The sequence below is a fragment of the Nocardia sp. NPDC057455 genome (assembly GCF_042802775.1).
Lineage (GTDB): Bacteria > Actinomycetota > Actinomycetes > Mycobacteriales > Mycobacteriaceae > Nocardia.
Map to the genome: position 1 here is coordinate 1 of NZ_JBHVDM010000090.1, position 20,508 is coordinate 20,508.

Here is a 20,508-nt window from a genome sequence, read left to right on the forward strand (position 1 = left end):
ATTATTGTTATTATTATTATTGTTGTGATCGCCGGCGTTCTTGTTGTCGACGTTCTCGGCCTGTTGCTGATACTTCTTCGTCGCGTCCCCGTATACCTTGTCCCATTCTTCGACAGCATCGTCGATGGCTCGGACGTAGTACCTCTGCTCCGCTTCCGCAGTCAGGAACCATTTGTCGTGACTGCCACTGTTCTCATCCGTATTCTTCTCGTATACGGGAATCTGCATGTCGGAAGTAGGCGGACCTCCGGAGCCTTCCGTGAGCTGGTTGCCGGTGCGCGTGAGACCCGAAGGCTCATACTTGAGATCGTCGTTCAGTTCGTTCATGATCCGCACGAGCGCCTTGAACGCATCGGAACCCGTGATCTTGGAGTCGTACGTGGTACTCGTGACGTCTTTATGATCGCCGGTGTACGTGTTCTGCCGCTTTTCCAGCTGTTCCTTCAAATCCTTGTGCGCGGTTCTGACGCCAGACCAGCCGTCCGCGGAGGTGACCTGCTCACCGTCGAGCACCTGCGTAAAGTCGGGTGCGGCCTTCGGATTACCGAGACCGAGCGTATCGAAATCCCACTGCATGGTGAACTCGGTGTCCTTGATCAGAAGCTTCAGCGCCTCGCTGGCCCCTTTCGGCTGATACAAGTCGACATACTGCGCATGCTTTTTCTCACTTTTGAATTTTTCGAAGCCGTAGTCTTCGTATTCGACTTTCGCGGCGTCGTCCTCTTTGCCCTTCTTGACTTTCAGGTAGTCGTCCGGGTTTCCGCTTTCCAGCGCTTTGACGAGATCCTTGTATTCGGGTTTGCCCTTGAGGTCACCGGCATCCTTGAGGAGCTGTTCGAACAAAGTGTATTCATAACTGTCGGAATGCTTGACGTCCCGAAGCCGGTCGAACGCTTCCTTGAACTCGGTCGAATTCAGGCCGGCCAGCTTGTCCAACGAATGCTTGGCCTGGTCGTCCTGGAAACCGACGCTATCCCAACCCGCTGCTTCGTAGTCTTTTTTGATCTGACCGACGACGTCGTCTACCTTGCTCATAAGGCTCTCCTCTGCTCACCGGAGCTCTCGGACCCCGCCGGACCACCCAACAATCCAGCAACGGAGGGGGGAGTTCCGCCGTGGCCGATGGAACTCACACCGCGAGTGCCGGCCTCGACCCCGGGGGCGAATACGGCATCGGGAACTGCCGCGCTCCTGCGGGGCGTCTCGGTCGCCACGACACGCGCTGCCGCCGGCAGCAAAGGGTGTTCTGCTATCTGACCGTACGCATACAGCGCATCCCGCAGAGTTTGTCGATCGGGCTCGCCCGCGGCGAGCAACAGCAGCAGCTCGTCAGCACGGCGATCGAATACCATGCCGCGCTGGATTTCGGTACCGGTTACATTCAGGGAAACGCCGCCGACAGGCATGTGAGACACATCGATCCGCCGTGCCTGCAGTGCGGCCGCCGTCATTGCATCACCAACTCGTATCTCGTCCCACCAGTGCGCCGGGATGGGCAGACCGGCATGCAGCGCATCGAGGATCGGGGCACGGTGAAAGGAACTCTCCCCGCCGATCCCAGCGATCGCGGTGCGTACCCGCGCATCCGCCGCACGCGCCAATTCGATGCACTTGTCCCGTATTTCCGCCTCCGGTACCGCCGAGGCCTGCGACAGCGACTCGTCCGACCCGGCCAGCGCGAGCCGGTCGAGCAGTCCGATCCCCGGGGAGGTGAGGTCGACGGCGCATTCGGCGGCGGACACCCGATCCTCGATCGCGACATCGTCACCGAGTGCCATGCGCAGGTTGTCCGGTATGGCTGTGGACGACACCAGGGCACTGATGCGCCCGGCCCTGCGCCGGCTCACCGACAAGAAGAATTCGGCGAGCATTCGGGCCGGGTCGGCGGTCCCTTCCAGAGCAGCGACGGTCTCCCGGTCCGCAGTGCCGAGAATAGTGGTCCACCTCCACGGTATGACGACCTCCGCAGGGAGGAATAGTCCCGGCGGCAGCCAGCCACGGCCCTCGGTGGAAGTCAGCAGAACCAAGGGCCCAGCCGAAGTCCGCCCCACGCCCACTCCCCAGTCGAGATTCGGGGCCGAATCTCCTACCGCGGACAGAACCCCGGCAAGCAGGGTGCGAGCGAGTGCCAGGTCGTCTTCGGCCCGCTCGCCCACCGATAAAGACGGGTGGGCGCGCCGATTCTCGGCCGTGTGAAGCGCTGCCGCGAACGGGCCGGCCGGGAGTGGAGCGGGCGGTCGAACGGAGGCATCCGCACCACTTCCAGGAACGGGTCCCTGACTCGGGCCCGCCATGACCGGTGCGAGCATTCCTTCCCTTGCGGCCGCACCACCGTTCGGGTCGACCGCAGTGTCGGAGACACCGCTTGTCGGCAGCGGATCGACCGATCTTTCGACTCCACCGGGGTCGGACACATCAGCGGCATCGGGCTCCGACACGCCGGACATGAAAGGCATCGCGCCGGTCGGTGCGGAGACTCCGGACGGCACAGCACCGTAGGGCTGCGGCGCCGACGCGGCGGGCGGCACCTGCGCGGCGGGCGGCACCGGCGAGGGATCGAGGTTCCCAGTTCGACCCGGCGTCTCAGACGCAGTTGGTGTAGTGGTAGAGGGCTGCTGCGGCGGCTGAGAGCCGTGGCTGATCGGCGCCTCGGGGCCGGGTTCCACCGGCGTCGGGCGATCGTCGGCTGCGCCCGGCGCCGGACCGCCCCGAGGCGCTCCATCGAAGCCACCCGCATGGCTGATTTGCTGCCCGCCGGAATTGTCGGCATTTTCGAGCGCTTCGGCAGCCGCGAGCAATTCGTCGCGCGTACGCTCATGTTTTGTGGCGAGACGCTCCGCGGACTCGTGACGCCTGTTGTAATAGTCCACCAAAGCCGCGCGCACCGGGTCGGCGATCATGCCATACGTGGGTTCGAACTCGGCGAGCCAGTCATGTGGGATTTCGCCCCACTTCCGGATGTCCGCCGCGAGCAGATCGTGCTGCTCGGCGATGCTGCGCAGCTGATCTGGCTCAACATCCAGGTAATTGGGCATGCTCCGTCGATCCCTCCCGCCTGCTATCTCGCGTTTATTGTTCCGCCTTCCCAAAGTTGGGGACCGGATCGCTGCCGGTTTGCCACTCCGCCATGACGTCAGCGAAGGGCCGCGGCAGGTTCTCGGGGTTGTTCATAGCGAAATGGTATTGCCGTCGGGCATCTTCGGCGCTCTCGGTGATAGCGGCCATGATTTCGGCGGCAAGTTCCTGATTGGCAAACCGGGCGCAGGTTCCGGGCGCCAGGTAGAGATCCCGCAGCCGTCCCTTCGCGTCGACCTCGGGTATGACCAACCCACTGGGGGATGGGCGGCGCGCGACGATCGCATCCGCGCGTTCGCGCATGTCAGCGATGCGGTGCCGCAGCTCCCTGGCCATGCTGAGTCCCGCGCGGACGTTGGGGTGGACTTCTCTCATGAATCCTCACTCATCCGCGGGGCAGAACGCCCGCTTGTGCAGCGACCGCCCAGCCGCCCCTGACTCGTACAAATCTCGGCAACGCCGTCGCCTAGCGCCCCGGCCGGCCACCTCCAGAATGCGGCACCCCGGCAGACCATTATTCCCATCAGCGGGAACCGCTCATACTCGGGTCGGCACTGGCTTCCCGCAGATGAGACCACTAGATCCGTGAGGCCCCCATCGACTCGTTCACCACCGACTTCGGCGGCATCCGGCGCGCCGTCCCGCGGGCAGTCCACCGCATGCCCTCCGCGTTTCCCTCCGCACTACTCGGCTCCGGCCAGCCGTTGACTCTGCGCGGCGCGGGGCACTCCTGTGATGGACAGACCGTCACCGATGGAGACATGCTCGTCACCTACGCGCCGGAGGCCGCTGCTCAGCAAGTGCGGGACCTCGGTGACGGCCTGATCGAGGTTCCCGCCGGGATGAGCTGGTACGGCTTGGAGCGACATCTCAATCGCCGCGGCGCGGCAATTCCTGTACTTCCCGACTACCTGCACATGTCGGTGGGTGGCACCCTCTCGGTCGGCGGCATCGGCATCGGCTCGATGGGCTACGGCATGCAGGTCGATCACGTGGAACGAATCCAGTTGATCGATGGAACCGGAACCAGCCGTTGGTGCTCACGCACCGACCATCCCGAGCTGTTCCGGTTCGCGCTCGGCGGTCTGGGCACGGTCGGGTTGATCGAACGGGCGGTGCTGCGCACGGTGCCGTACCACCGCGAGACCCACCTACACCGCACACGGCACGACACATTGAACGACCTCGTGGAGCACACCGAACGGATCGCGCAGCGCGATGATATCGATGTGTACTACGCGTCGGTGCGATCCGGCATGATCCACTCCGCCACCGGATGGCACGGCAGCGGTCCAGAGCGATGTGGCGGCGAGGACTGTGCGATTGTCTCCGATCTGTCGTTGCGCGGAAACTACGGCACCGCGCGGACCGTTGCTCCGCCCCCCGACCATGTGCGCCTGTGCACCGACTACCTCGTGCCCGCAGGCACGTTCGCGCCGATGCTCGCGGCCGTAAATGCATCACGACACCGAGTTCCATCGAACCGCGGACTCGACATGTGGTGGATTTTGATCGTGCGCCGCCCCTCCGACGCGGTCCAGTTCCCCTTCACGCCGGTCGGCACGGCCCCCGTCTCGATCGGGGTGGGCTTGTACACGTCGGTACACCGCGACCCGGCCGCAGTTGCCGCAACTCGAACCGTGTTCCGCGGCCTTCTGGAGCGTTGTCTCGACTTGGGCGGCCGTCCCTACCTCTATGGGTCCAACGACCTCGACCCCGCGCTGACCGAGCGACTTTACGGCACCGACTTGAGTCGGCTCGCACAGCTGCGCTCGGCCCATCGCCTGGAACATGTCAACGCACACCTCCCGCTCGCGCGGGCGGCCCTCGCCGGACCGGTCCTCAGCTCTTCGTCTCCCGCAGCGCCCATCCGGAACGATCAATGCCGACCATGACCTCGTCTGGAGCCGCAGGAGACTACCTGGTCGACTTGGCCGAGCGGTTGGCTTTTCACTGCGATCCTGCGCCGATCCGCGCCATCATCGAACGCGCCTGTGGAGGGCAACTCCACGAGCGAGGGCCGGATGGACACCGAGCCAGTCTGCTGACCGTCTCCGGCCTTCCGTTCGAAGCGAGTGTGTCCGGCAGTCGAGGCAAGGTGGCGCCTGTCATTCGTTACGCCACCGAGACGGAGACCCAGGAGACGCACTTCGCCTCTCGCCTCGCCGCGCAGGTCGCCGCGATACGTGATCTGGTCGCATGGCTTCCGAACGGAGACAAGACGGTCGCCGACATGCTGCAGTGCTTTGTCACTACGCTGTACCCCGATCCGGCGGCGGTTTCCCCTCGGCATCGCTCCGCGACGTGGATAGGCGTTGTCCATCATGCTGCGGCGCCGCAGCATATCGCCCGTTTGAAGGTGTACGGCTATCCGACGATCGTGCCCGGAGCGCTGCGTCGGTTGTGCGATGCATGGCCCGCATTCGCCGGATTGATGCCGGTACCCGACCACGAGAAACTGATCAAGCCGGTGATCGCCGCGCTCGAAGTGGACGCGCTCGGCGACGTGAAGTACAAGATCTACCTGCGAACCCGTTACGGCGATGCCGCCGTGCCGATGAAGCTGGTTCGATACTTCGGCCATCCGGCATGGGAGGCACTGTCCGAACTCGCTCGGTCCGGCATCGAGGCGACCGAACTGCATCAGCACGACTTGTTCGTGTGCTGTTCGCGCGGTGCGGACGCCCCCAGCTTCGGGCTTTCCTTGCTCGGGCGCAGCGACAACGACCTGACCGGACTCGCGCGCGAACTCGCCTCCCGGCACCACGGCACCACCGAAGCGGTCGATGCGCTTGCACGGGCCGCGGAGTCGACCGGGGCAACCTGGCGCTATTCAGGGGTCGGACTAGGTTTCTCCGCCGACCACGGTATCGGCAAACTCAACGTCTACGGCAGCCCCACCTGGAGCAACGCGTAGTACGCCACTGTCGCGCCTACCCGTACTGTTGCCGAACGCGGACGAGTCCGCCCGCTCCGAGATCGGTGAAGTGATCGCGGAACGAGCGGACTCGCTGGAACTTCCTGCGGACGGAGATCTTGGTCTGGATGCTCCGCCGCAAGTCAGAAGCCCCGGAAAGGCTTACACGTCGAAGTACAGCTCGAATTCGTACGGGTGCGGCCGCAGGTTCACCGGGGCGATCTCGCCTTCGCGCTTCAGGGTGATCCAGGTCTCGATCAGGTCCTCGGTGAAGACGTTGCCTTCGGTGAGGTAGTCGTGGTCCTGCTCGAGGCGGTCGATGACCGACGCGAGGCTGGTGGGGGCCTGCGGGATGTTCTTGGCCTCCTCCGGCGGGAGCTCGTAGAGGTCCTTGTCGACCGGGGCCAGCGGCTCGATCTTCTTCTTGATGCCGTCCAGGCCGGCCATCAGCATTGCGGCGAACGCCAGGTACGGGTTGCCCGAGGAGTCCGGTGCGCGGAACTCGATGCGCTTGGCCTTCGGGTTGTTGCCGGTGACCGGGATGCGGACCGCGGCGGAGCGGTTGCGCTGCGAGTACACCAGGTTGATGGGGGCCTCGTAACCAGGCACCAGACGGTGGTAGGAGTTCACGGTCGGGTTGGTGAACGCCAGCAGCGAAGGCGCGTGGTGCAGGATGCCGCCGATGTAGTGGCGGGCGATGTCGGACAGGCCGCCGTAGCCGGCCTCGTCGTGGAACAGCGGCTTGCCGTCCTTCCACAGCGACTGGTGGGCGTGCATGCCCGAGCCGTTGTCACCGAAGAGGGGCTTCGGCATGAAGGTGACCGTCTTGCCCTCGGCCCACGCGGTGTTCTTCACGATGTACTTGAACAGCTGCAGGTCGTCGGCCGCGCCGAGCAGGGTGTTGAACCTGTAGTTGATCTCGGCCTGACCGGCGGTGCCGACCTCGTGGTGGCCGCGCTCGAGCTCGAAGCCCGCGTTCTGCAGGTTGGTCGAGATCTTGTCGCGCAGGTCGACGTAGTGGTCGTACGGCGCGACGGGGAAGTAACCGCCCTTGTTGCGCACCTTGTAGCCACGGTTCAGGGTGCCGTCCGGGTTGAACTCGGCACCGGTGTTCCAGGAGCCCGAGACCGATTCGATCTCGTAGAAGGCACCGTTCATGGACGAGTCGTAGCGGATGGAGTCGAAGATGTAGAACTCCGCCTCGGCGCCGAAGTACGCGGTGTCGGCGATGCCGGTGGAGCGCAGGTACTCCTCCGCCTTACGCGCGATGTTGCGCGGGTCGCGGCTGTAGGCCTCACGGGTGAACGGGTCGTGCACGAAGAAGTTCAGGTTCAGCGTCTTGGCGGCGCGGAACGGGTCGACGCGCGCGGTGGAGAAGTCGGGCAGCAGAAGCATGTCCGACTCATCGATGGACTGGAACCCACGGACGGAGGAGCCGTCGAACGCTAGCCCTTCCTCGGCGAGGTCGGTGGTGAAGGCCTTCCCCGGAATCGAGAAGTGCTGCTGCACACCGGGCAGATCGCTGAACCGGATGTCGACGTACTCGATGTCCTCATCAGCGATGAATTTGATGACCTCGTCGGCCGTGCTGAACGTCACTTGTTCTCCTTACGGATCGGTTCCCAGCCAGTGTCGCTTGCATGGGTTCGTCGCGACCAGACGCTATGGATGCCGTGTTTCCCTGCAGTCAAGGATGTGTTTCGCCGGTGTTACACGTGCGTCAGGCAGCGTGGTACTGACCACCCGGACTCGACTTGCATGGTAATCCCACCCCCGCCGACATGCTCGCCGACGCTGAACTCCGCTTATGCGATCCCGGCCACAGGTCCGGCCGCGCCTATTCTGGGGGCATGGCACGCATCACCGGCTCCTGGCTCTCCGGACCTCCGGCCGACTCCGGCGGCCCGGCAACCCCCGAGTTCCCCGGTGCGGAACTCGGGCTGCCGAAGGCCGGAGCGGGCTCGCTGGCCGGTATGGGGCGCCGCATCGCCGCCTTGTTCGTGGACTGGATGATCGCGCTCGGCATCGCGGCGCTGATCGTCCGCAGCGGTTCGGCGTCGAGCCTGACGTTGCTGATCTGGTTCGTCATCGGCGTCGGCGCGGTCACGCTGTTCGGGTTCACGCCGGGGCAGTACTTCCTGCGGCTGCGGACGGTGCGCATCGACGCGAACGCGCCGGTCGGTTTCGTCCGGGCGCTGGCCAGGCAGGTTCTGCTGCTGTTCGTGGTGCCCGCGCTGTTCACCGACGCCGACGGACGCGGCATGCACGACCGCGCGACCGGCACGGCGCTGGTGCATGCGCGCTGAACGCGAGTCCGCTCGGTAGCGCGAACCGGACACTACTCGAGCCGTGTCTTCGCGAAGCGGTGACAGACGAAAGGCCCGCATCCTCGGAAGCGGGCCTTTCGAGCGGGATCAGCGGCGGCGGATGGTCCGCTGCATGCCGCGCATCTTGGCGCCGGCGGGCATCGGCCCCTTCGGCAGGGCGGGCCCCCCGCGCGCGCTGAGGGCCGACAGCCGGCCCTCGATGAGGTCGATGCGCTTGGTGTCGATGTTGCGCGGCAGCTTGGTGAGGTAGCGCTGCAGGTCCTTGAGCGGAACCTGGCCCTCGTCGTTCCCGATGACGACGTCGTAGATCGGCGTGTCGCCGATCAGCCGGGCGGTGCGCTTCTTCTCCTGGGCGAGCAGCGACTTGACCCGTTGCGGGGATCCTTCGGCGACCAGCACCACGCCGGGCAGGCCGATCACCCGGTGCACCGCGTCCAACTGGGTGGTGGCGGCGATGCCGTTGCTCACCCGCCACTTACCCTGCAGGTTGTCCAGCACCCAGGCCGCAGCGCCCGCCTGGCCCTCGGCCTTGCGGTAGACGCTCTTCTGCACCCGCCTGCCGAAGATGATGAACGCCACCAGCGCGCCGAGCACCACGCCCAGCGGGACCAGGAACCAGGTCAGCCCGAAGACGAGGCCGATCACCACGAAGACGGCGGTGATGCCGACCACGGCGCCGATCATCAGCGGCAGCAGCAGCTTGTCTTCCTTGCGCTGCATCTGGAACGCCTGCCACAGCTGTTTGCGGCGTTCTCTCGACTGCTGCTTGCGGGCCGCTTTCGCCGCGGCCTTCGCTTCCTTGGTGGGCTTGCCTGCTGCCATGTCTCTCAGAATAGTGCCCAGGTAGTCGCGGCTTTGCCGTGGGACAGCGGCCCGGTGGATCTCACCCGCGGCGGGCGATCGGACCGAGCACAGTGAGATCCAGGTCGCCCGACGCTTCGGTCCAGCCCATCGCGCGCAACTCGACCGGGGTCGCCACGCCGAGGGCGTCGCGCAGGCCGACGGCAACCGAGCGGGCGAACTCGAGCAGGCCGTTCGGCGCGATGGGCCAGAAGAGGGTCCTGGTCCAGTTGTCCTCGTCACGCCGCACCGCCGGCTCGTGCCAGCCCAGTGCGCGCAACTCCTGCGCGGCCGTCTCCGGTATCGGATCGCTCAGGTAATGGTTGCCGGCCAGTTCAGCGGACAATTTGATGTCATATTGGACAAATTGGACATAGCGATTTCCGGGAGCGGCGATGATCAGGGTCGCCCGTGAGGGCAACTCCGAGAGACAGTGCGCCAGCGCTTGCACGAACCGTTCCCAGTCCGCGGTAGCCGGCTCGCTCATTCTTCCCCCCGGGTCTCGGCGCCGGCCTGATCATACGCCGCCCCCATCGGACACCAGAGGGAATACATTGGGACACCGGCGCGTTGGGCCGAATCATAGCCGTTCGCTACACCGTCACGAGGCCGCAGAAGCCCGTGGCGCCTCTCCCACCGTGGTGACCTGCCCGTATCGGCGGAACACCGGCGCGCTCAGCTTGTGGCTCGCCGGGCGCAACACCCAGGACGCGACCGCGCAGATCGCGAAGCTTCCCGTGTAGAAAAGGTGGACGACCGCCGATCCGTGCGCGATATCCGAGACGAATGCACCGGTGAGGTCGAAAAACGTTCCGTCGTAAGCCCATTCCTTCACCAGCGGAAAACGCGGTGCCCCAAGCGCCATCGCGCCGAGAATTTCCAGGATCCCAGAATGGTCATCACGTAGGCCGGATATCTCAGCTCGGTCATGCCCGCTCGGGTGCTCGGCGCGTGCGACAGGTCGGCGACGCCGCCGGAACCGAGAATGAAGATTGTCACCGCGGTGGTGGTCCAGAATGCGACCGATCGTGTCTTACCCATGTGATTGCCTGTTTCTCTCCCCGCGGCACGACCCGGTCGCGCCGTCACTACCCTGACCGCCGCCACGACCGGAATGTGACGGAGCGCCCCTTCCATTCGCCGAACTCTCGAGCGCCATCCGCGCGAGAGTCTCCGCGACCAGGTCGATGGCGAGGATGCGCCCCCCGGCGAAGACGACATGCGGCGTGCCGCGCACACCGCACCCGGGCGACCGTCGGTCAGGGCGAGTCGTGCGGCCCGGGCTCGGTCGGCGAACGTCTGCGCCACCGCGTGCGACCGCAGCGCCGAGGCATGTGCACGCGCTCGCAGCCTCACTTCGGCGTTCGTCGGTAATCCAGCGGGGCGATGCTGAACGCGTGCCTGCCCGGCTACTGGACGAATACCCCGGTTCCGGGGGCTGGACGGCTGTCCGGGCAAACTCGATAGTCCTATGGTGACCGAACGAGTCGTCCTGTCGTGTGCCGTGTGCGGCCTGCTGTTGCTGCTGGCAGCGTTCACCCCGGTGACCGCCGCCGCCGAGCCGCTGCCGGTGCCCTATCAGTGGAAACAAACGTTCATCGACGGCACGGACGGCACCCGGCTGCACGCGGACGTTCTGCGCCCGGCCGGTGTCTCCGACGACACGCGTACCCCCGTCATCCTCACCGTCAGCCCGTATCGCGCGCATCTGGCGTACCTGAGCGAACCGCGCGTCACCGGGGGCCCGTCCACCGACAATCTCACCGCCGAACTGTTCCTGACCGCGGGCTACACCTACGTCATCGTCGACCTGCGCGGGTTCGGCGGTTCCGATGGCTGCCCGGACTTCGGCGGCCCCGGTGAACGCGCGGATGTCGCCGCCGCGGTGGAGTGGGCGGCGGGTCAGCCCTGGTCCACCGGGAAGGTCGGGTTGTTCGGCACGTCGTACGAAGCCTGGACCGGTCTCATGGGCATGGCCGCGGCGCCGGAGGGCCTCGCCGCGGTGGGCGCGTTCGAGCCGGTCGTCGACCCGTACTCCTACCTGTACATGCGGGGCGTCTCCTGGAAGTTCTCCGGCAAGCCGATCACCGAGAGCGGTGTGCGCCCCGCCGACTTCGCGGGGCTGGAGCACTTGCTCATCGCCTCGACACCACCTCGCCCAGAGGACTCCGGCGAATATCGAGCGAACGCGACGCAATTGCCGTGGCAGTGCTATCGGCAGTACCTGGCCGAGGTCGGCGACCACAACCCCGACACCGCCTTCTGGCGCGACCGCGACCTCGTCCCGCGACTGCGCGGGAACACGATCCCGCTCTTCCTCGGTCAGGGCTTCGTCGATTACAACACCCGGGCCTATCGAGTGTTCGACCTGTGGAACGGCCTCGGGCCCGGCGAACACCGTGCCTGGTTCGGTCAGTGGGGACACCGCACCTGCCACGACAAATGCGGCACACCCCACTTCGACTCCGAATTGCTCGCGTTCTTCGACAAGCACGTGGCGGGCCGTGACGTGGCGGTTCCCGGGCCGAAGATCACCGTCGGCCAGTTCGACGGACGCTGGCGCGCGGAGACCGCCTGGCCGCCCGCCGACGCGCGGCGTGTCCCGGTCGAACTGCGGACCGGCGAATACACCGACCGCGGTCTGGTCCCCGGACCGGACCGGGAGATCTGGTCGGTCTCCGCGCCGCTGAGCGGGGACCAGCACCTGTCCGGCATCCCCACCGCCACCCTCCGGCTGAGCGGCCCGGCGAGCGCGACGGTCGCGGTCGAGCTCTACGACATCGCACCCGATCTGCGCGCGACCGTCATCACCCGCGGGATAGCGCCCGTCAGCGACGCCGCCGAGGTCCGGTTGCTCGGTCAGGACTGGCCGATCCCGGCCGGTCACCGGATCGGCGTGCGGGTCACCGACGTGGTCGACGACGTGTGGTCGCACTCCCCCGCCTTCGCCCCGGTGGCGGTGACGTCCGCGAGCATCGAACTGCCCCTGTTGACCGGAACGCGTCGTCCGGACCTGCCGGGTGCGCTCACCGAAGGCATCGTGAAGTGGCGAAACGAGAAGACGATCGCCCTCGACCCGAGCATGTTGAACAATGCAACGGTGTCCATGAATCTGCCCGACCGCACCGGTGACCGATGACGGAACCGGTCGACGACCTGACCGCCGAACGCCTCGCCGCCGCCCTGCGGTGCGCGACGGTGTCCACCGACGACCCGCGCGACGCCGACAGCGCGGCGTTCGAACGCCTCGACGCGCACCTGCGGGCGTCTTTCCCCCGGGTACACGCCGAGCTCGAGCTGCAACGGTTCGCGCACAGCAGGCTCTATCGCTGGGCGGGCGCCGAGCCCGATCGGGTGGCCGCGATCCTGCTCGCGCACCAGGATGTGGTGCCGGTGGACGACCTCGAGCGCTGGACCCACCCGCCGTTCGCGGGGGTGGTCGACGACGAATACATCTGGGGCCGTGGCGCGATCGATGACAAGAGCCGCGTGCTCGCCATCCTGGAGGCGGTGGAGTCCGCGCTCGCCGCGGGCCTGCGGCCCCGGCATACCGTGTACCTGGCGTTCGGGCACGACGAGGAGGTCTTCGGCGGCGACGGCGCCGAGCGGATGGCCGGCCACCTGCGGATGGCGGGCGTGCGCGCGGAGCTGCTGCTGGACGAGGGCGGGGTGATCACCTCGGGCATCGTCGACGGCGTGCGGCAGCCGGTGGCGACGATCATGCTCGGCGAGAAGGGCTACGCGACGGTGCGGTTGTCGGTCACCGAGGTGGGCGGACACTCGTCCATGCCGGGTAAGCAGACGGCGGTCGGCCGGATCGCGCGGGCGGTGGGCCGCATCCAGGACCATCCCATGCCACTGCGCCTGACGCCGGTGATCGCGGACATGCTGGCCCGGATGCGCGAGGTCATGCCGGGAACGCGGCGGCGGCTGCTCGGTCTGGCGAGCGTCGCCGCCCCGGTGATCACCCGGGTGATGGCGGCCCAGCCCCAGACCGAGGCGATGGTGCGCACCACCACGGCGCCGACGGTGATCCGCGGCGGCGTGCGCGCGAACGTGCTACCCCAGCGGGCCGAGGCCATGGTGAACTTCCGCATCCTGCCCGGCGACACGGTCGCCTCGGTGCTCGCGCACTGCCGGAAAGTCGTACGCGACGAAGGGATCGGCCTCGAGCTGATCGGCATGTCGTCGGAACCGTCGCGGATCACAGGCCCCGGCCCCGCCTTCGAGCTGATCGCCGGTATCGCCCGCGCCGTCGTCCCCGGTATCGCGGTGACCACCGGCATCGTTCCCGGCGCGACGGACTCCAGGCATTACCACGACCTGGCCGACACCCGGTGCAATTTCGCGCCGATCGTGCTGGAAGCGGGCGACCTGGCCTCCATCCACGGAACCGACGAGCGCCTCTCGCGCGTGAACTACGCTCGACTCATCGAGTTCAACCGGCGACTGATCGAGCATTTCGCGACGATCGGCACGCCAGAAACGTCAGGAGCCGAGGCATGACGACCGAGCCGACGGCGGGCGATGCCACGCCCACCGAGCCACCCGCGATCCGCACCGAGTCCGGTGAGTTCGACGGGACCGGCGGCGGAGTCGCCTGGCGCGCATGGCTGCCGGAGGGCGCCGCGCGGGGCGTGATCGTGCTGGTGCACGGCGTGGCCGAACATTCCGGCCGCTACGCGCACGTCGGACAGCGGCTGGTCGGCGCCGGTTTCGCGGTCTACGCCCTGGACCACATCGGGCACGGCGAGTCCGCGGGCAACAAGGCCAATATCGGCTCCATGGCGGCAGCGGCCGACAACGTCACCGCCATGCTGGCCATCGCGAGCCGTGAGCAGCCCGGCGTGCCGCGCTTCGTGGTCGCGCACTCGATGGGCAGTCTGATCACTCTGTATCTGGCCACCCGCGCGCCGATCGACGTCGCGGGCATCGTGCTGTCCGCCCCGCCGCTGGACATCCCGGCGGGCAATCCGGTGCAGCGCACGCTCGCACCGGTGTTGAGCCGGTTCACCCCGAATCTCGGTGTGCTGAAGCTGGATTCGTCGCAGATCAGCCGCGACCAGGCGGTGGTCGCGGCCTACGACGACGATCCGCTGGTCTACCGGGGCAAGCTGCCCGCCCGCACCGGCGCGGAGATGCTGAGCGCGACGAACACGGTCAAGCAGCGGCTGGCGCGGCTCACCGTGCCGGTGCTGGTGCTGCACGGCACCGCCGACGCGATCGCCGCGCCGTCCAGCTCCGATCTGATCGAGCGGGGCGCGGGGTCGGAGGATCTCACGGTGATCCGCTACGAGGGCCTCTACCACGAGGTGTTCAACGAGCCCGAACAGCAAAAAGTCCTCGACGACGTCGTCGGCTGGCTGGAAGCACACCTTACCGGAAAGTAGTATCCCGACATGAGTACATCCGGATCCATCGCGTTCATCCGTGCCAGCTGGCACAGCTCGATCGTCGGCAAGGCCTACGAGGGCTTCCGCACCGAATACGCCGACCTCGGTTTCGATCCCGCCACCATCGACGTCTACGAGGTGCCCGGCGCTTTCGAGATCCCGCTGCACGCCAAGCGCCTCGCGCACTCCGGCCGGTACGCGGCGATCGTCGCGTCCGCGCTGGTGGTGGACGGCGGCATCTACCGGCACGACTTCGTGGCGTCGGCGGTGATCGACGGGCTGATGCGAGTGCAGCTGGACACCGACGTGCCGGTGTTCTCGGTCGTGCTCACCCCGCACCACTTCCACGAGCACAGCGAGCACGTCACGTACTTCACCGAGCACTTCCTCACCAAAGGCGCCGAGGCGGCCCGCGCGCTGGCTGGCACGCTCAGCTCGCTGCGGTCACTGCCGGTGTAAGCAAGCGCCTACCGGAACTTCGCCAGACAGGCGCTCTCGCCGTCCAGCACGCCGGTGCGGAATGCTTCCAACCGCTGGTATCCGCTCGGCACGACCTTGCCGTTCACATCGGCGGCCGCCGAGCCGTCGGCGAGCAGGCCGGAGACAGCTTCGTCCAGATCGCCCGCGGACAGGTGCGGGTCACTGCCCGGCTCGCTCAGCTTGGTGGTCACCGCGCCGCTGAGGCAGGCCGTGCGCAGCCCGGCCGTCTCCGCACCCGTCAGCGACAACTTGCGATCCTGTTGCACCGCAAGCACATACCGCGACACGAAGACGACGAACGCGTTGTAGTCCCCGTCCACGACCGCCGAGAGCGGGTCGTCGCCCGCCATCGGTCCGCCGCGACGGGCCAGCGCGGGGACGTCCGTGCCGATCCGGTTGGCGCCCGGACAGTACGACACCGGCCGGGTGACGGTGACCTCCGAGCAGCCGCGACCGACCCCGGAGTAGTCGAATTGCGGCGGACGGGTGACCGGGAAGAACTCGGTCAGCGCCTCGCTCAGACTCCTCAGCGCGGCGGCATCCACCGGGAGCTGTGCCTGCTCCTCGCCGGGCTCGAACGTGGTGGGCAGATTCCCGCGGCGCTGCGCGATCTCCTTCCTGGAGATCTTCTTGCATCCCTCGGCGCCGTCGGTGTAGCCGATCTGCACCGCGGTGACCCGCTCGAAGGCCGAGCCGTGCACGTTCTCCGAATCGTTCGGGTCGCGGTCGCGCACGGCCACCGTGGCGCCGAGCACGGCGTTGAGGCCGTCTGTGGTGTTGAGTGTGAAATGCGCCGAATTCCCCTCGGCCACATGGCGCAGGAAGACACCGGCGAGGCAGTCGGCCTGCTGTTCCTGCACCAGCGGCGGGGTCAGCAGACCCGCGAGCTTCGCCTGCCCCTGGATGGCGTGTCCGTACTCGTGGGCGAGCACCATCACCACCGCCATCTCGCCGTACTTCTGCACCAGTTTCGGCAGCAAGACGCCCCGGTCCCAGCCGATGGTGTGGTCGCCGCCGCAGTAGGCGGCGTTCACCACCTGGTAGGTGTCGGACTTGCAGAACTCGACCGATCGGGTTTTCGACGCCTTGGCGTCCCAGGAGATGTACCTGGTCACCGGCTTGAACCTTCCGGGGAAGTACTCGGGGTACTCGGTGGCCCAGAAGTCCTGCACGTCGGCGATGGCATTGAGGGCCAGCCTGTCGATGCCGCCCCCGTCGCCGTTCTCCGCGGTGAGCGGCGCGTCCGCCACGCCCTTGCGCGGGCCGTTCGGGCCCGAAGCGGTCATCGATCCGGCCAGTTCCCAGGTGTCGGCCTCCGGTGAGACATGTTGCGCCGCCTGATCACTCGTCCCCGCCGCACAACCGGCGAGCACGGCGGTCACCACCGTGAGCACGGCCATCGCACCGAACAGCCTGTTCATCGTCATCGAACTCGCCTCCCCGAGTACCGCGTCTCGGGCCCGCCGAGCGCTCACATCGTAATCGCCGCGGACGCGCTGCGCGCATCGCCGCGATCGCCCCCGATTCGCAAGGCGTGCAGCGTCTTCGCGTACCTGTGGTGTGCGGCGAGGTGAGTTCGACGGCGACCGGTGATCAGTGACCGGCGCGGATGGTGTGGCGCGAGGTGACGAGCAAGATCGCGTTCTCGGCGGGCGCGGGCGCGGCTTCGGGATAGGCGACGACCGTCGGCGCCCGCGTTCCGGGTCAGCGCAGGCGGATGTGGGAGATCAGCGCCCGGTGATCGGAGCCGGGGACGGAGAGGGTGTGCAGTTCTTCGGCGGTGGCGTCGGCCAGGAGGATGTGATCGATACCGATCACCGGGCCCCAGCTGCGGTCGGCGGGAAACGTGGGCAGCAGACCCGCGCCGGTCTGGTCCGCCGCCGAGGCGAAGCGGCCGCGCAACAGGTCACGGAAGGCCGCGTGGTCGCGGGTCGCGTTGAAGTCGGCGCCCACGATGGCGGGACCTCGATGAGCGTCGAGGATTTCGCGAGTTCTGCGCATCTCGGATTGCCACGCCGGGAAATCGAACGGCGGCGGAACCGGATGAAACGCGAAGACGGTGATCTGCCCGCGCTCGGGGTGATCCATCGTCGCGGAGACGTTGTGCAGGATGTAGCCGTCGTACTTCGTGGTGTCCCGCAGCGGGTATCGGCTGTAGATGCCGGTGCCGCCACCGCCGTCGCGCGTGGGCTCGGTGTAGTGATGAGGCAGTTCGCCGAGCAGGCCCGCGCCCGCCAGCCGCTCGACCGCGTCGTCGGTCAGTTCGTCGACTGTCAGCACGTCGACGTGGTTGTCCCGTACCGCCCGCACCACGGCGGCCGGATCGGCGCCGCCGAACAACAGATTCGACTGCATGACGGTCAACTGGGGACCGCTCGCGGCCCGGCTCTCCGGGACGAACGCGGGCACGAGCGTCCACAGCACCGCCACGGCCGGCACACCGGCCAAGGCCGCGCTGCGCCACCCGCGCGCGATCAGCAACAGCGCCACACCCGCGATCGCGCCGACCATCAAATACGACGCCCCCGAGGCGAGCAAAACCAGCCCGCGCTGCTCCCACGCCCCGAAATGCAGCACGATCCCGACTGCGCCCGCCGCCACAGCGCACCACCCCACGCCGAGCAACGCCCGGTCCATCCATTTACGCATGCGGTCGAGCGTAGGCAATGCCGGTGTAGTTCTGGTGTGGCGAGTGTGTGGAGTCAGCTCCGATGGGCCGCGAGCAGCCAGGCCGGAACCGACTTGCGGCCATCGGGCTCGTCTCGTATTCCCTCGAACCGGAAGCGGGGGTCCTCGGACGACGCCGCAGGCAGGTTGCCGTGGATTCGCGCCGGCTTGATCTCATCGACGGTCCAATACTTCGATACCACCTCCCGCAGCTCGTCCGCGGTGACCGGCGACGGTCCCGGTTGGGATACCTCCGGCAGGGCGGCCCGGTCGAAGACGAGGGCGAAGTACGACGCGTCCGGCGCGGCAGCGCGCACGATCGACTGCTGGTAACCGTCGCGCGACTCGGCCGGGATCGAATGGAACAGCGTGCTGTCGACGATGGTGCCGAAGCGGCCGTCGTAACCGGTGAACGAGGTGATGTCGGCGACCTCGAACGAGGCGTTGGTCAAGCCGCGCCGGGCCGCTTCGGCGCGGGCCAGCTCGATCGCGGTCGGCGACAGATCCAGTCCGACGGTCGGGTAGCCCCGCTCGGCCAGATACATCGAAATCGCCGCCTCCCCGCATCCGACGTCGAGCACGTCGCCGTGGAATCGGCCCTGCTCGATCAGGGCGGCGAGCTCGGGCTGGGGTTCCCCGATGCTCCACGGCGGTTTGACGCCCGGCCCGAACGGGCCGCCTGTGCCTCGATAGATGGCATCGAAATCGAGATCGTCCGGTGTCGTCATAGCAAACGAATATCAGGACATCTGACCCATGTCGGGGATCCTGCCCGCGACGCGCGTCCTTCGCTCGAAGCCTCGGTGCTCCTACACTGGCCGATGACTGGTGGCGACGTGGTGAGGGCGAAGAATGTACGTCGAGGAGTTTCGCGCGGCGGGGCCGCTCACGGCCGAGATCGCCGAAGACCTGGCCTGGATCGCGGGCATATCTCGTTCGTACCTCACGATCAGCAGTAACGGGCGCAGCGTGCACGCACCGGTCTTGGCGGTGGCCTGGGACGTCCTGCGGATCGACTTCGGCACCACGGTCACCGTCACGGCCACGAACGGGCTCGGCGACGAAGACCGGCTGGCCATACGCCAGTTCGTCGATCGCTTCCGAACGTCGACCGATAATGCGGCAACACAGTCGGCGACCCGGGTAGCCGATGCCCCGGATTCGTTCCGTAAGCGCGCGTTCCGACTGCGAAGCATCGGCCGGAGGACCGCTACCCGGCGCGGATCGCGGCCCTCCTGACCATCATCGACCGTTCATCAGCGTGCTACGTGCGTGGCGCGGCGGTATACCGGCGCGGCGTGTCCGAGCTTCCCGATGACGGCGGCCATGGCCGAGGAACACTGGACGAACGGCGCCGCGTGGAAAGCATCACGGTGCGCACCGGCTCATCAACCCGCTCAGCGTCACCGTGTCGGCCGACAGCGATCCGCCGGTGAATTCCAACGTGGCGTAAGACCTTTCGGCGGCCTCCGGGTGACCCGCCCCGCAGGCGTCGGGGACGATGACCGGCAGATAGCCCAGATCCAGGCTGTGCCGCACAGTCGGCTCGATGCCCACTTCCATGGCGATGCCCGCCACGGCGTAGGTATCGATGCCACAGTCGCGCAGCGCGAAGTCCAGCGGGGTCGCCGCGAACGCCGACATGGTGATCTTGTCGAACACCACCTCGTCCGGGCCGGGCGTCAACTCGGGTACCAACTGGAACTGCGGCGAGCCCTGCGGGAAGCTGGAGCGCAGGTCGGCCGGGTCGTCCACCCGCTGCCAGGACATCGCGGTGCGCAGCTGGGCGACGCCCGACGCCGCGACCGGCAGCGACATGTGCCGGGTGTAGAACACCCGGAAACCACCCGCTCGCGCGGCGTCGCGCAACCGCACGCACGCGCGCACGATCTGCTGGCCCTCCGGGATCTGCCGCACGATGCCGACCTGCATGTCGTAGATGAGCAGGGCCATCCGCGCGGGATCGCAGGCCTCGGCCACGGTTTGCGGGATGCTCAGGCCGAAGGCGTCGCGCATGCTCACGCGGTCCGGTCGTAGGGCTCGGCGACGTCGACGCGCGGGTCCATCAGCGCCTCGAGTGGCAGCGGCGCCTGCACCGGGACGAAGGTCCACTCCAGATACCCGGCCTTGGTGAGCGGGAAGTCCGCGACGTATTTCTGCGCGTCCTCGACGCTGTCGACTTCGAACACGATGACCACCCCGGGCTCGTCGGCGCGGGCGTAGTTCTCCCGCACGATGCCCGCCTTCCACAGCCGCCACACATTGGCGACCTCCTCGGGAAGATAGGGGTTGATCGTCTCCAGCGTGACGCCGGGCTTGAATCGGTCGAACACGATGACCTTCATCGGTTTTCGCTCCATGTCTGCGGTGGTCGATATGAACGGCATTCATGGAACCGTGATGATTACAGTGTTACAAGAACGCACTTTTCAGTGAGTACCCGGAGGACAGGTGCCCGACAAGCGCTACAACTGCGCCGTGGAGGTGACCGTCGACCTGATCGGCGGCAAGTGGAAGCCGGTGATCCTCGCCCACCTGAAGGAGGGGGTGCACCGCTACGGCGAGCTGCGCAGGCGGATGCCGACGACCAGCGAGAAGATGCTGGTCCAGCAATTGCGCGAGCTGGAAACCGACGGCCTGGTCCGGCGCACCGTCTTCGACACGGTGCCGCCGCAGGTCGAATACACCCTCACCGACGAAGGCCGCACTCTGGTGCCCGTCCTCACCGCCCTCTACGACTGGGGCGAACAGCGTGCGGCCCGCACCGGCCTCACCCTCGGTTCGTGAATTCGGTCGCGGACCCGCCTGT

At 67.1% G+C, this 20,508-nt stretch carries 22 protein-coding genes; 9 read left to right on the forward strand and 13 right to left on the reverse strand.

Going from position 1 to position 20,508, the window contains the following annotated elements; all coding sequences use genetic code 11:
• From ACFU5M_RS27685 to ACFU5M_RS27695, 3 genes are all read right to left on the reverse strand, one after another.
• Positions 1–1,035: hypothetical protein (locus ACFU5M_RS27685; protein WP_379053825.1), on the reverse strand; the 1,035-nt coding region annotated here is incomplete at its 3' end.
• Positions 1,032–3,035 carry a type VII secretion target gene (locus ACFU5M_RS27690; RefSeq protein WP_379053826.1) on the reverse strand — a complete coding sequence of 668 codons (2,004 nt, stop codon included), beginning with the start codon at positions 3,033–3,035 and terminating at the stop codon, positions 1,032–1,034. The genes ACFU5M_RS27685 and ACFU5M_RS27690, both read right to left, overlap by 4 nt.
• A gap of 34 nt (positions 3,036–3,069) precedes the next feature.
• A complete protein-coding gene (locus ACFU5M_RS27695; RefSeq protein WP_379053827.1) occupies positions 3,070–3,411 on the reverse strand; it encodes a hypothetical protein in 342 nt (113 codons plus the stop codon).
• 323 nt (positions 3,412–3,734) lie between these two features.
• On the opposite strand from ACFU5M_RS27695, the gene ACFU5M_RS27700 reads away from it, so the two are divergent.
• Both ACFU5M_RS27700 and ACFU5M_RS27705 read left to right on the forward strand, forming a co-directional pair.
• Positions 3,735–4,970 (forward strand): FAD-binding protein, encoded by a 1,236-nt coding sequence (locus ACFU5M_RS27700; protein WP_379053828.1) that lies wholly within the window; start codon positions 3,735–3,737, stop codon positions 4,968–4,970.
• Positions 4,967–5,992, forward strand: coding sequence for a hypothetical protein (locus tag ACFU5M_RS27705; protein WP_379053829.1), 1,026 nt, complete (start codon positions 4,967–4,969; stop codon positions 5,990–5,992). Before ACFU5M_RS27700 ends, ACFU5M_RS27705 begins: the two co-directional genes overlap by 4 nt.
• Before the next feature lie 162 nt (positions 5,993–6,154).
• Here the strand turns inward: ACFU5M_RS27705 and glnA are convergent, their stop codons facing one another.
• Positions 6,155–7,591, reverse strand: coding sequence for a type I glutamate--ammonia ligase (glnA, locus tag ACFU5M_RS27710; protein WP_040865778.1), 1,437 nt, complete (start codon positions 7,589–7,591; stop codon positions 6,155–6,157).
• Positions 7,592–7,842: 251 nt separating this feature from the next.
• Between glnA and ACFU5M_RS27715 the strand changes: the two genes are divergently transcribed.
• Positions 7,843–8,298, forward strand: coding sequence for an RDD family protein (locus tag ACFU5M_RS27715; protein ID WP_379053830.1), 456 nt, complete (start codon positions 7,843–7,845; stop codon positions 8,296–8,298).
• A gap of 108 nt (positions 8,299–8,406) precedes the next feature.
• Here the strand turns inward: ACFU5M_RS27715 and ACFU5M_RS27720 are convergent, their stop codons facing one another.
• The 4 genes from ACFU5M_RS27720 to ACFU5M_RS27735 all read right to left on the reverse strand — a co-directional run bounded on the left by ACFU5M_RS27720 (position 8,407) and on the right by ACFU5M_RS27735 (position 10,200).
• On the reverse strand, positions 8,407–9,141 hold the full coding sequence (locus ACFU5M_RS27720) for a DUF4191 domain-containing protein (RefSeq protein ID WP_379053831.1): 735 nt from the start codon (positions 9,139–9,141) through the stop codon (positions 8,407–8,409).
• Positions 9,142–9,202: 61 nt separating this feature from the next.
• Positions 9,203–9,646 (reverse strand): hypothetical protein, encoded by a 444-nt coding sequence (locus ACFU5M_RS27725; RefSeq protein ID WP_379053832.1) that lies wholly within the window; start codon positions 9,644–9,646, stop codon positions 9,203–9,205.
• 114 nt (positions 9,647–9,760) lie between these two features.
• Entirely contained in the window at positions 9,761–10,024 is a 264-nt protein-coding gene (locus tag ACFU5M_RS27730; protein ID WP_379053833.1) for a hypothetical protein, read from the reverse strand.
• Entirely contained in the window at positions 9,991–10,200 is a 210-nt protein-coding gene (locus ACFU5M_RS27735; protein WP_379053834.1) for a DoxX family protein, read from the reverse strand. Before ACFU5M_RS27735 ends, ACFU5M_RS27730 begins: the two co-directional genes overlap by 34 nt.
• Positions 10,201–10,630: 430 nt before the next feature.
• Between ACFU5M_RS27735 and ACFU5M_RS27740 the strand changes: the two genes are divergently transcribed.
• The 4 genes from ACFU5M_RS27740 to ACFU5M_RS27755 are packed head-to-tail and all read left to right on the forward strand — an operon-like array spanning position 10,631 to position 15,011.
• Positions 10,631–12,298 (forward strand): CocE/NonD family hydrolase, encoded by a 1,668-nt coding sequence (locus tag ACFU5M_RS27740; protein ID WP_379053835.1) that lies wholly within the window; start codon positions 10,631–10,633, stop codon positions 12,296–12,298.
• On the forward strand, positions 12,295–13,665 hold the full coding sequence (locus tag ACFU5M_RS27745; RefSeq protein WP_379053836.1) for a M20 family peptidase: 1,371 nt from the start codon (positions 12,295–12,297) through the stop codon (positions 13,663–13,665). Before ACFU5M_RS27740 ends, ACFU5M_RS27745 begins: the two co-directional genes overlap by 4 nt.
• Entirely contained in the window at positions 13,662–14,549 is an 888-nt protein-coding gene (locus ACFU5M_RS27750) for an alpha/beta hydrolase (RefSeq protein ID WP_379053837.1), read from the forward strand. Before ACFU5M_RS27745 ends, ACFU5M_RS27750 begins: the two co-directional genes overlap by 4 nt.
• Positions 14,550–14,558: 9 nt before the next feature.
• Positions 14,559–15,011 (forward strand): 6,7-dimethyl-8-ribityllumazine synthase, encoded by a 453-nt coding sequence (locus ACFU5M_RS27755; RefSeq protein WP_379053838.1) that lies wholly within the window; start codon positions 14,559–14,561, stop codon positions 15,009–15,011.
• Positions 15,012–15,019: 8 nt separating this feature from the next.
• On the opposite strand, the gene ACFU5M_RS27760 is transcribed toward ACFU5M_RS27755, so the two are convergent.
• From ACFU5M_RS27760 to ACFU5M_RS27770, 3 genes are all read right to left on the reverse strand, one after another.
• Entirely contained in the window at positions 15,020–16,459 is a 1,440-nt protein-coding gene (locus ACFU5M_RS27760) for a metallopeptidase (protein ID WP_379053839.1), read from the reverse strand.
• A gap of 277 nt (positions 16,460–16,736) precedes the next feature.
• Positions 16,737–17,681: an endonuclease/exonuclease/phosphatase family protein gene (locus ACFU5M_RS27765; RefSeq protein ID WP_379053840.1), complete on the reverse strand. Its 945-nt coding sequence runs from the start codon at positions 17,679–17,681 to the stop codon at positions 16,737–16,739.
• A gap of 53 nt (positions 17,682–17,734) precedes the next feature.
• Positions 17,735–18,427 carry a class I SAM-dependent methyltransferase gene (locus ACFU5M_RS27770; protein ID WP_379053841.1) on the reverse strand — a complete coding sequence of 231 codons (693 nt, stop codon included), beginning with the start codon at positions 18,425–18,427 and terminating at the stop codon, positions 17,735–17,737.
• Positions 18,428–18,551: 124 nt separating this feature from the next.
• Between ACFU5M_RS27770 and ACFU5M_RS27775 the strand changes: the two genes are divergently transcribed.
• Entirely contained in the window at positions 18,552–18,938 is a 387-nt protein-coding gene (locus ACFU5M_RS27775) for a hypothetical protein (protein ID WP_379053842.1), read from the forward strand.
• Between the two features lie 129 nt (positions 18,939–19,067).
• Here ACFU5M_RS27775 and ACFU5M_RS27780 read toward each other — a convergent pair whose 3' ends face one another.
• Together ACFU5M_RS27780 and ACFU5M_RS27785 are read right to left on the reverse strand one after the other, a co-directional pair.
• A complete protein-coding gene (locus tag ACFU5M_RS27780; RefSeq protein ID WP_379053849.1) occupies positions 19,068–19,715 on the reverse strand; it encodes a cysteine hydrolase in 648 nt (215 codons plus the stop codon).
• A 2-nt stretch (positions 19,716–19,717) separates the two neighbouring features.
• Positions 19,718–20,086, reverse strand: coding sequence for a hypothetical protein (locus ACFU5M_RS27785; protein WP_379053843.1), 369 nt, complete (start codon positions 20,084–20,086; stop codon positions 19,718–19,720).
• A 64-nt stretch (positions 20,087–20,150) separates the two neighbouring features.
• Between ACFU5M_RS27785 and ACFU5M_RS27790 the strand changes: the two genes are divergently transcribed.
• Entirely contained in the window at positions 20,151–20,486 is a 336-nt protein-coding gene (locus ACFU5M_RS27790) for a winged helix-turn-helix transcriptional regulator (RefSeq protein ID WP_379053844.1), read from the forward strand.
• Positions 20,487–20,508 lie beyond the last annotated feature (22 nt).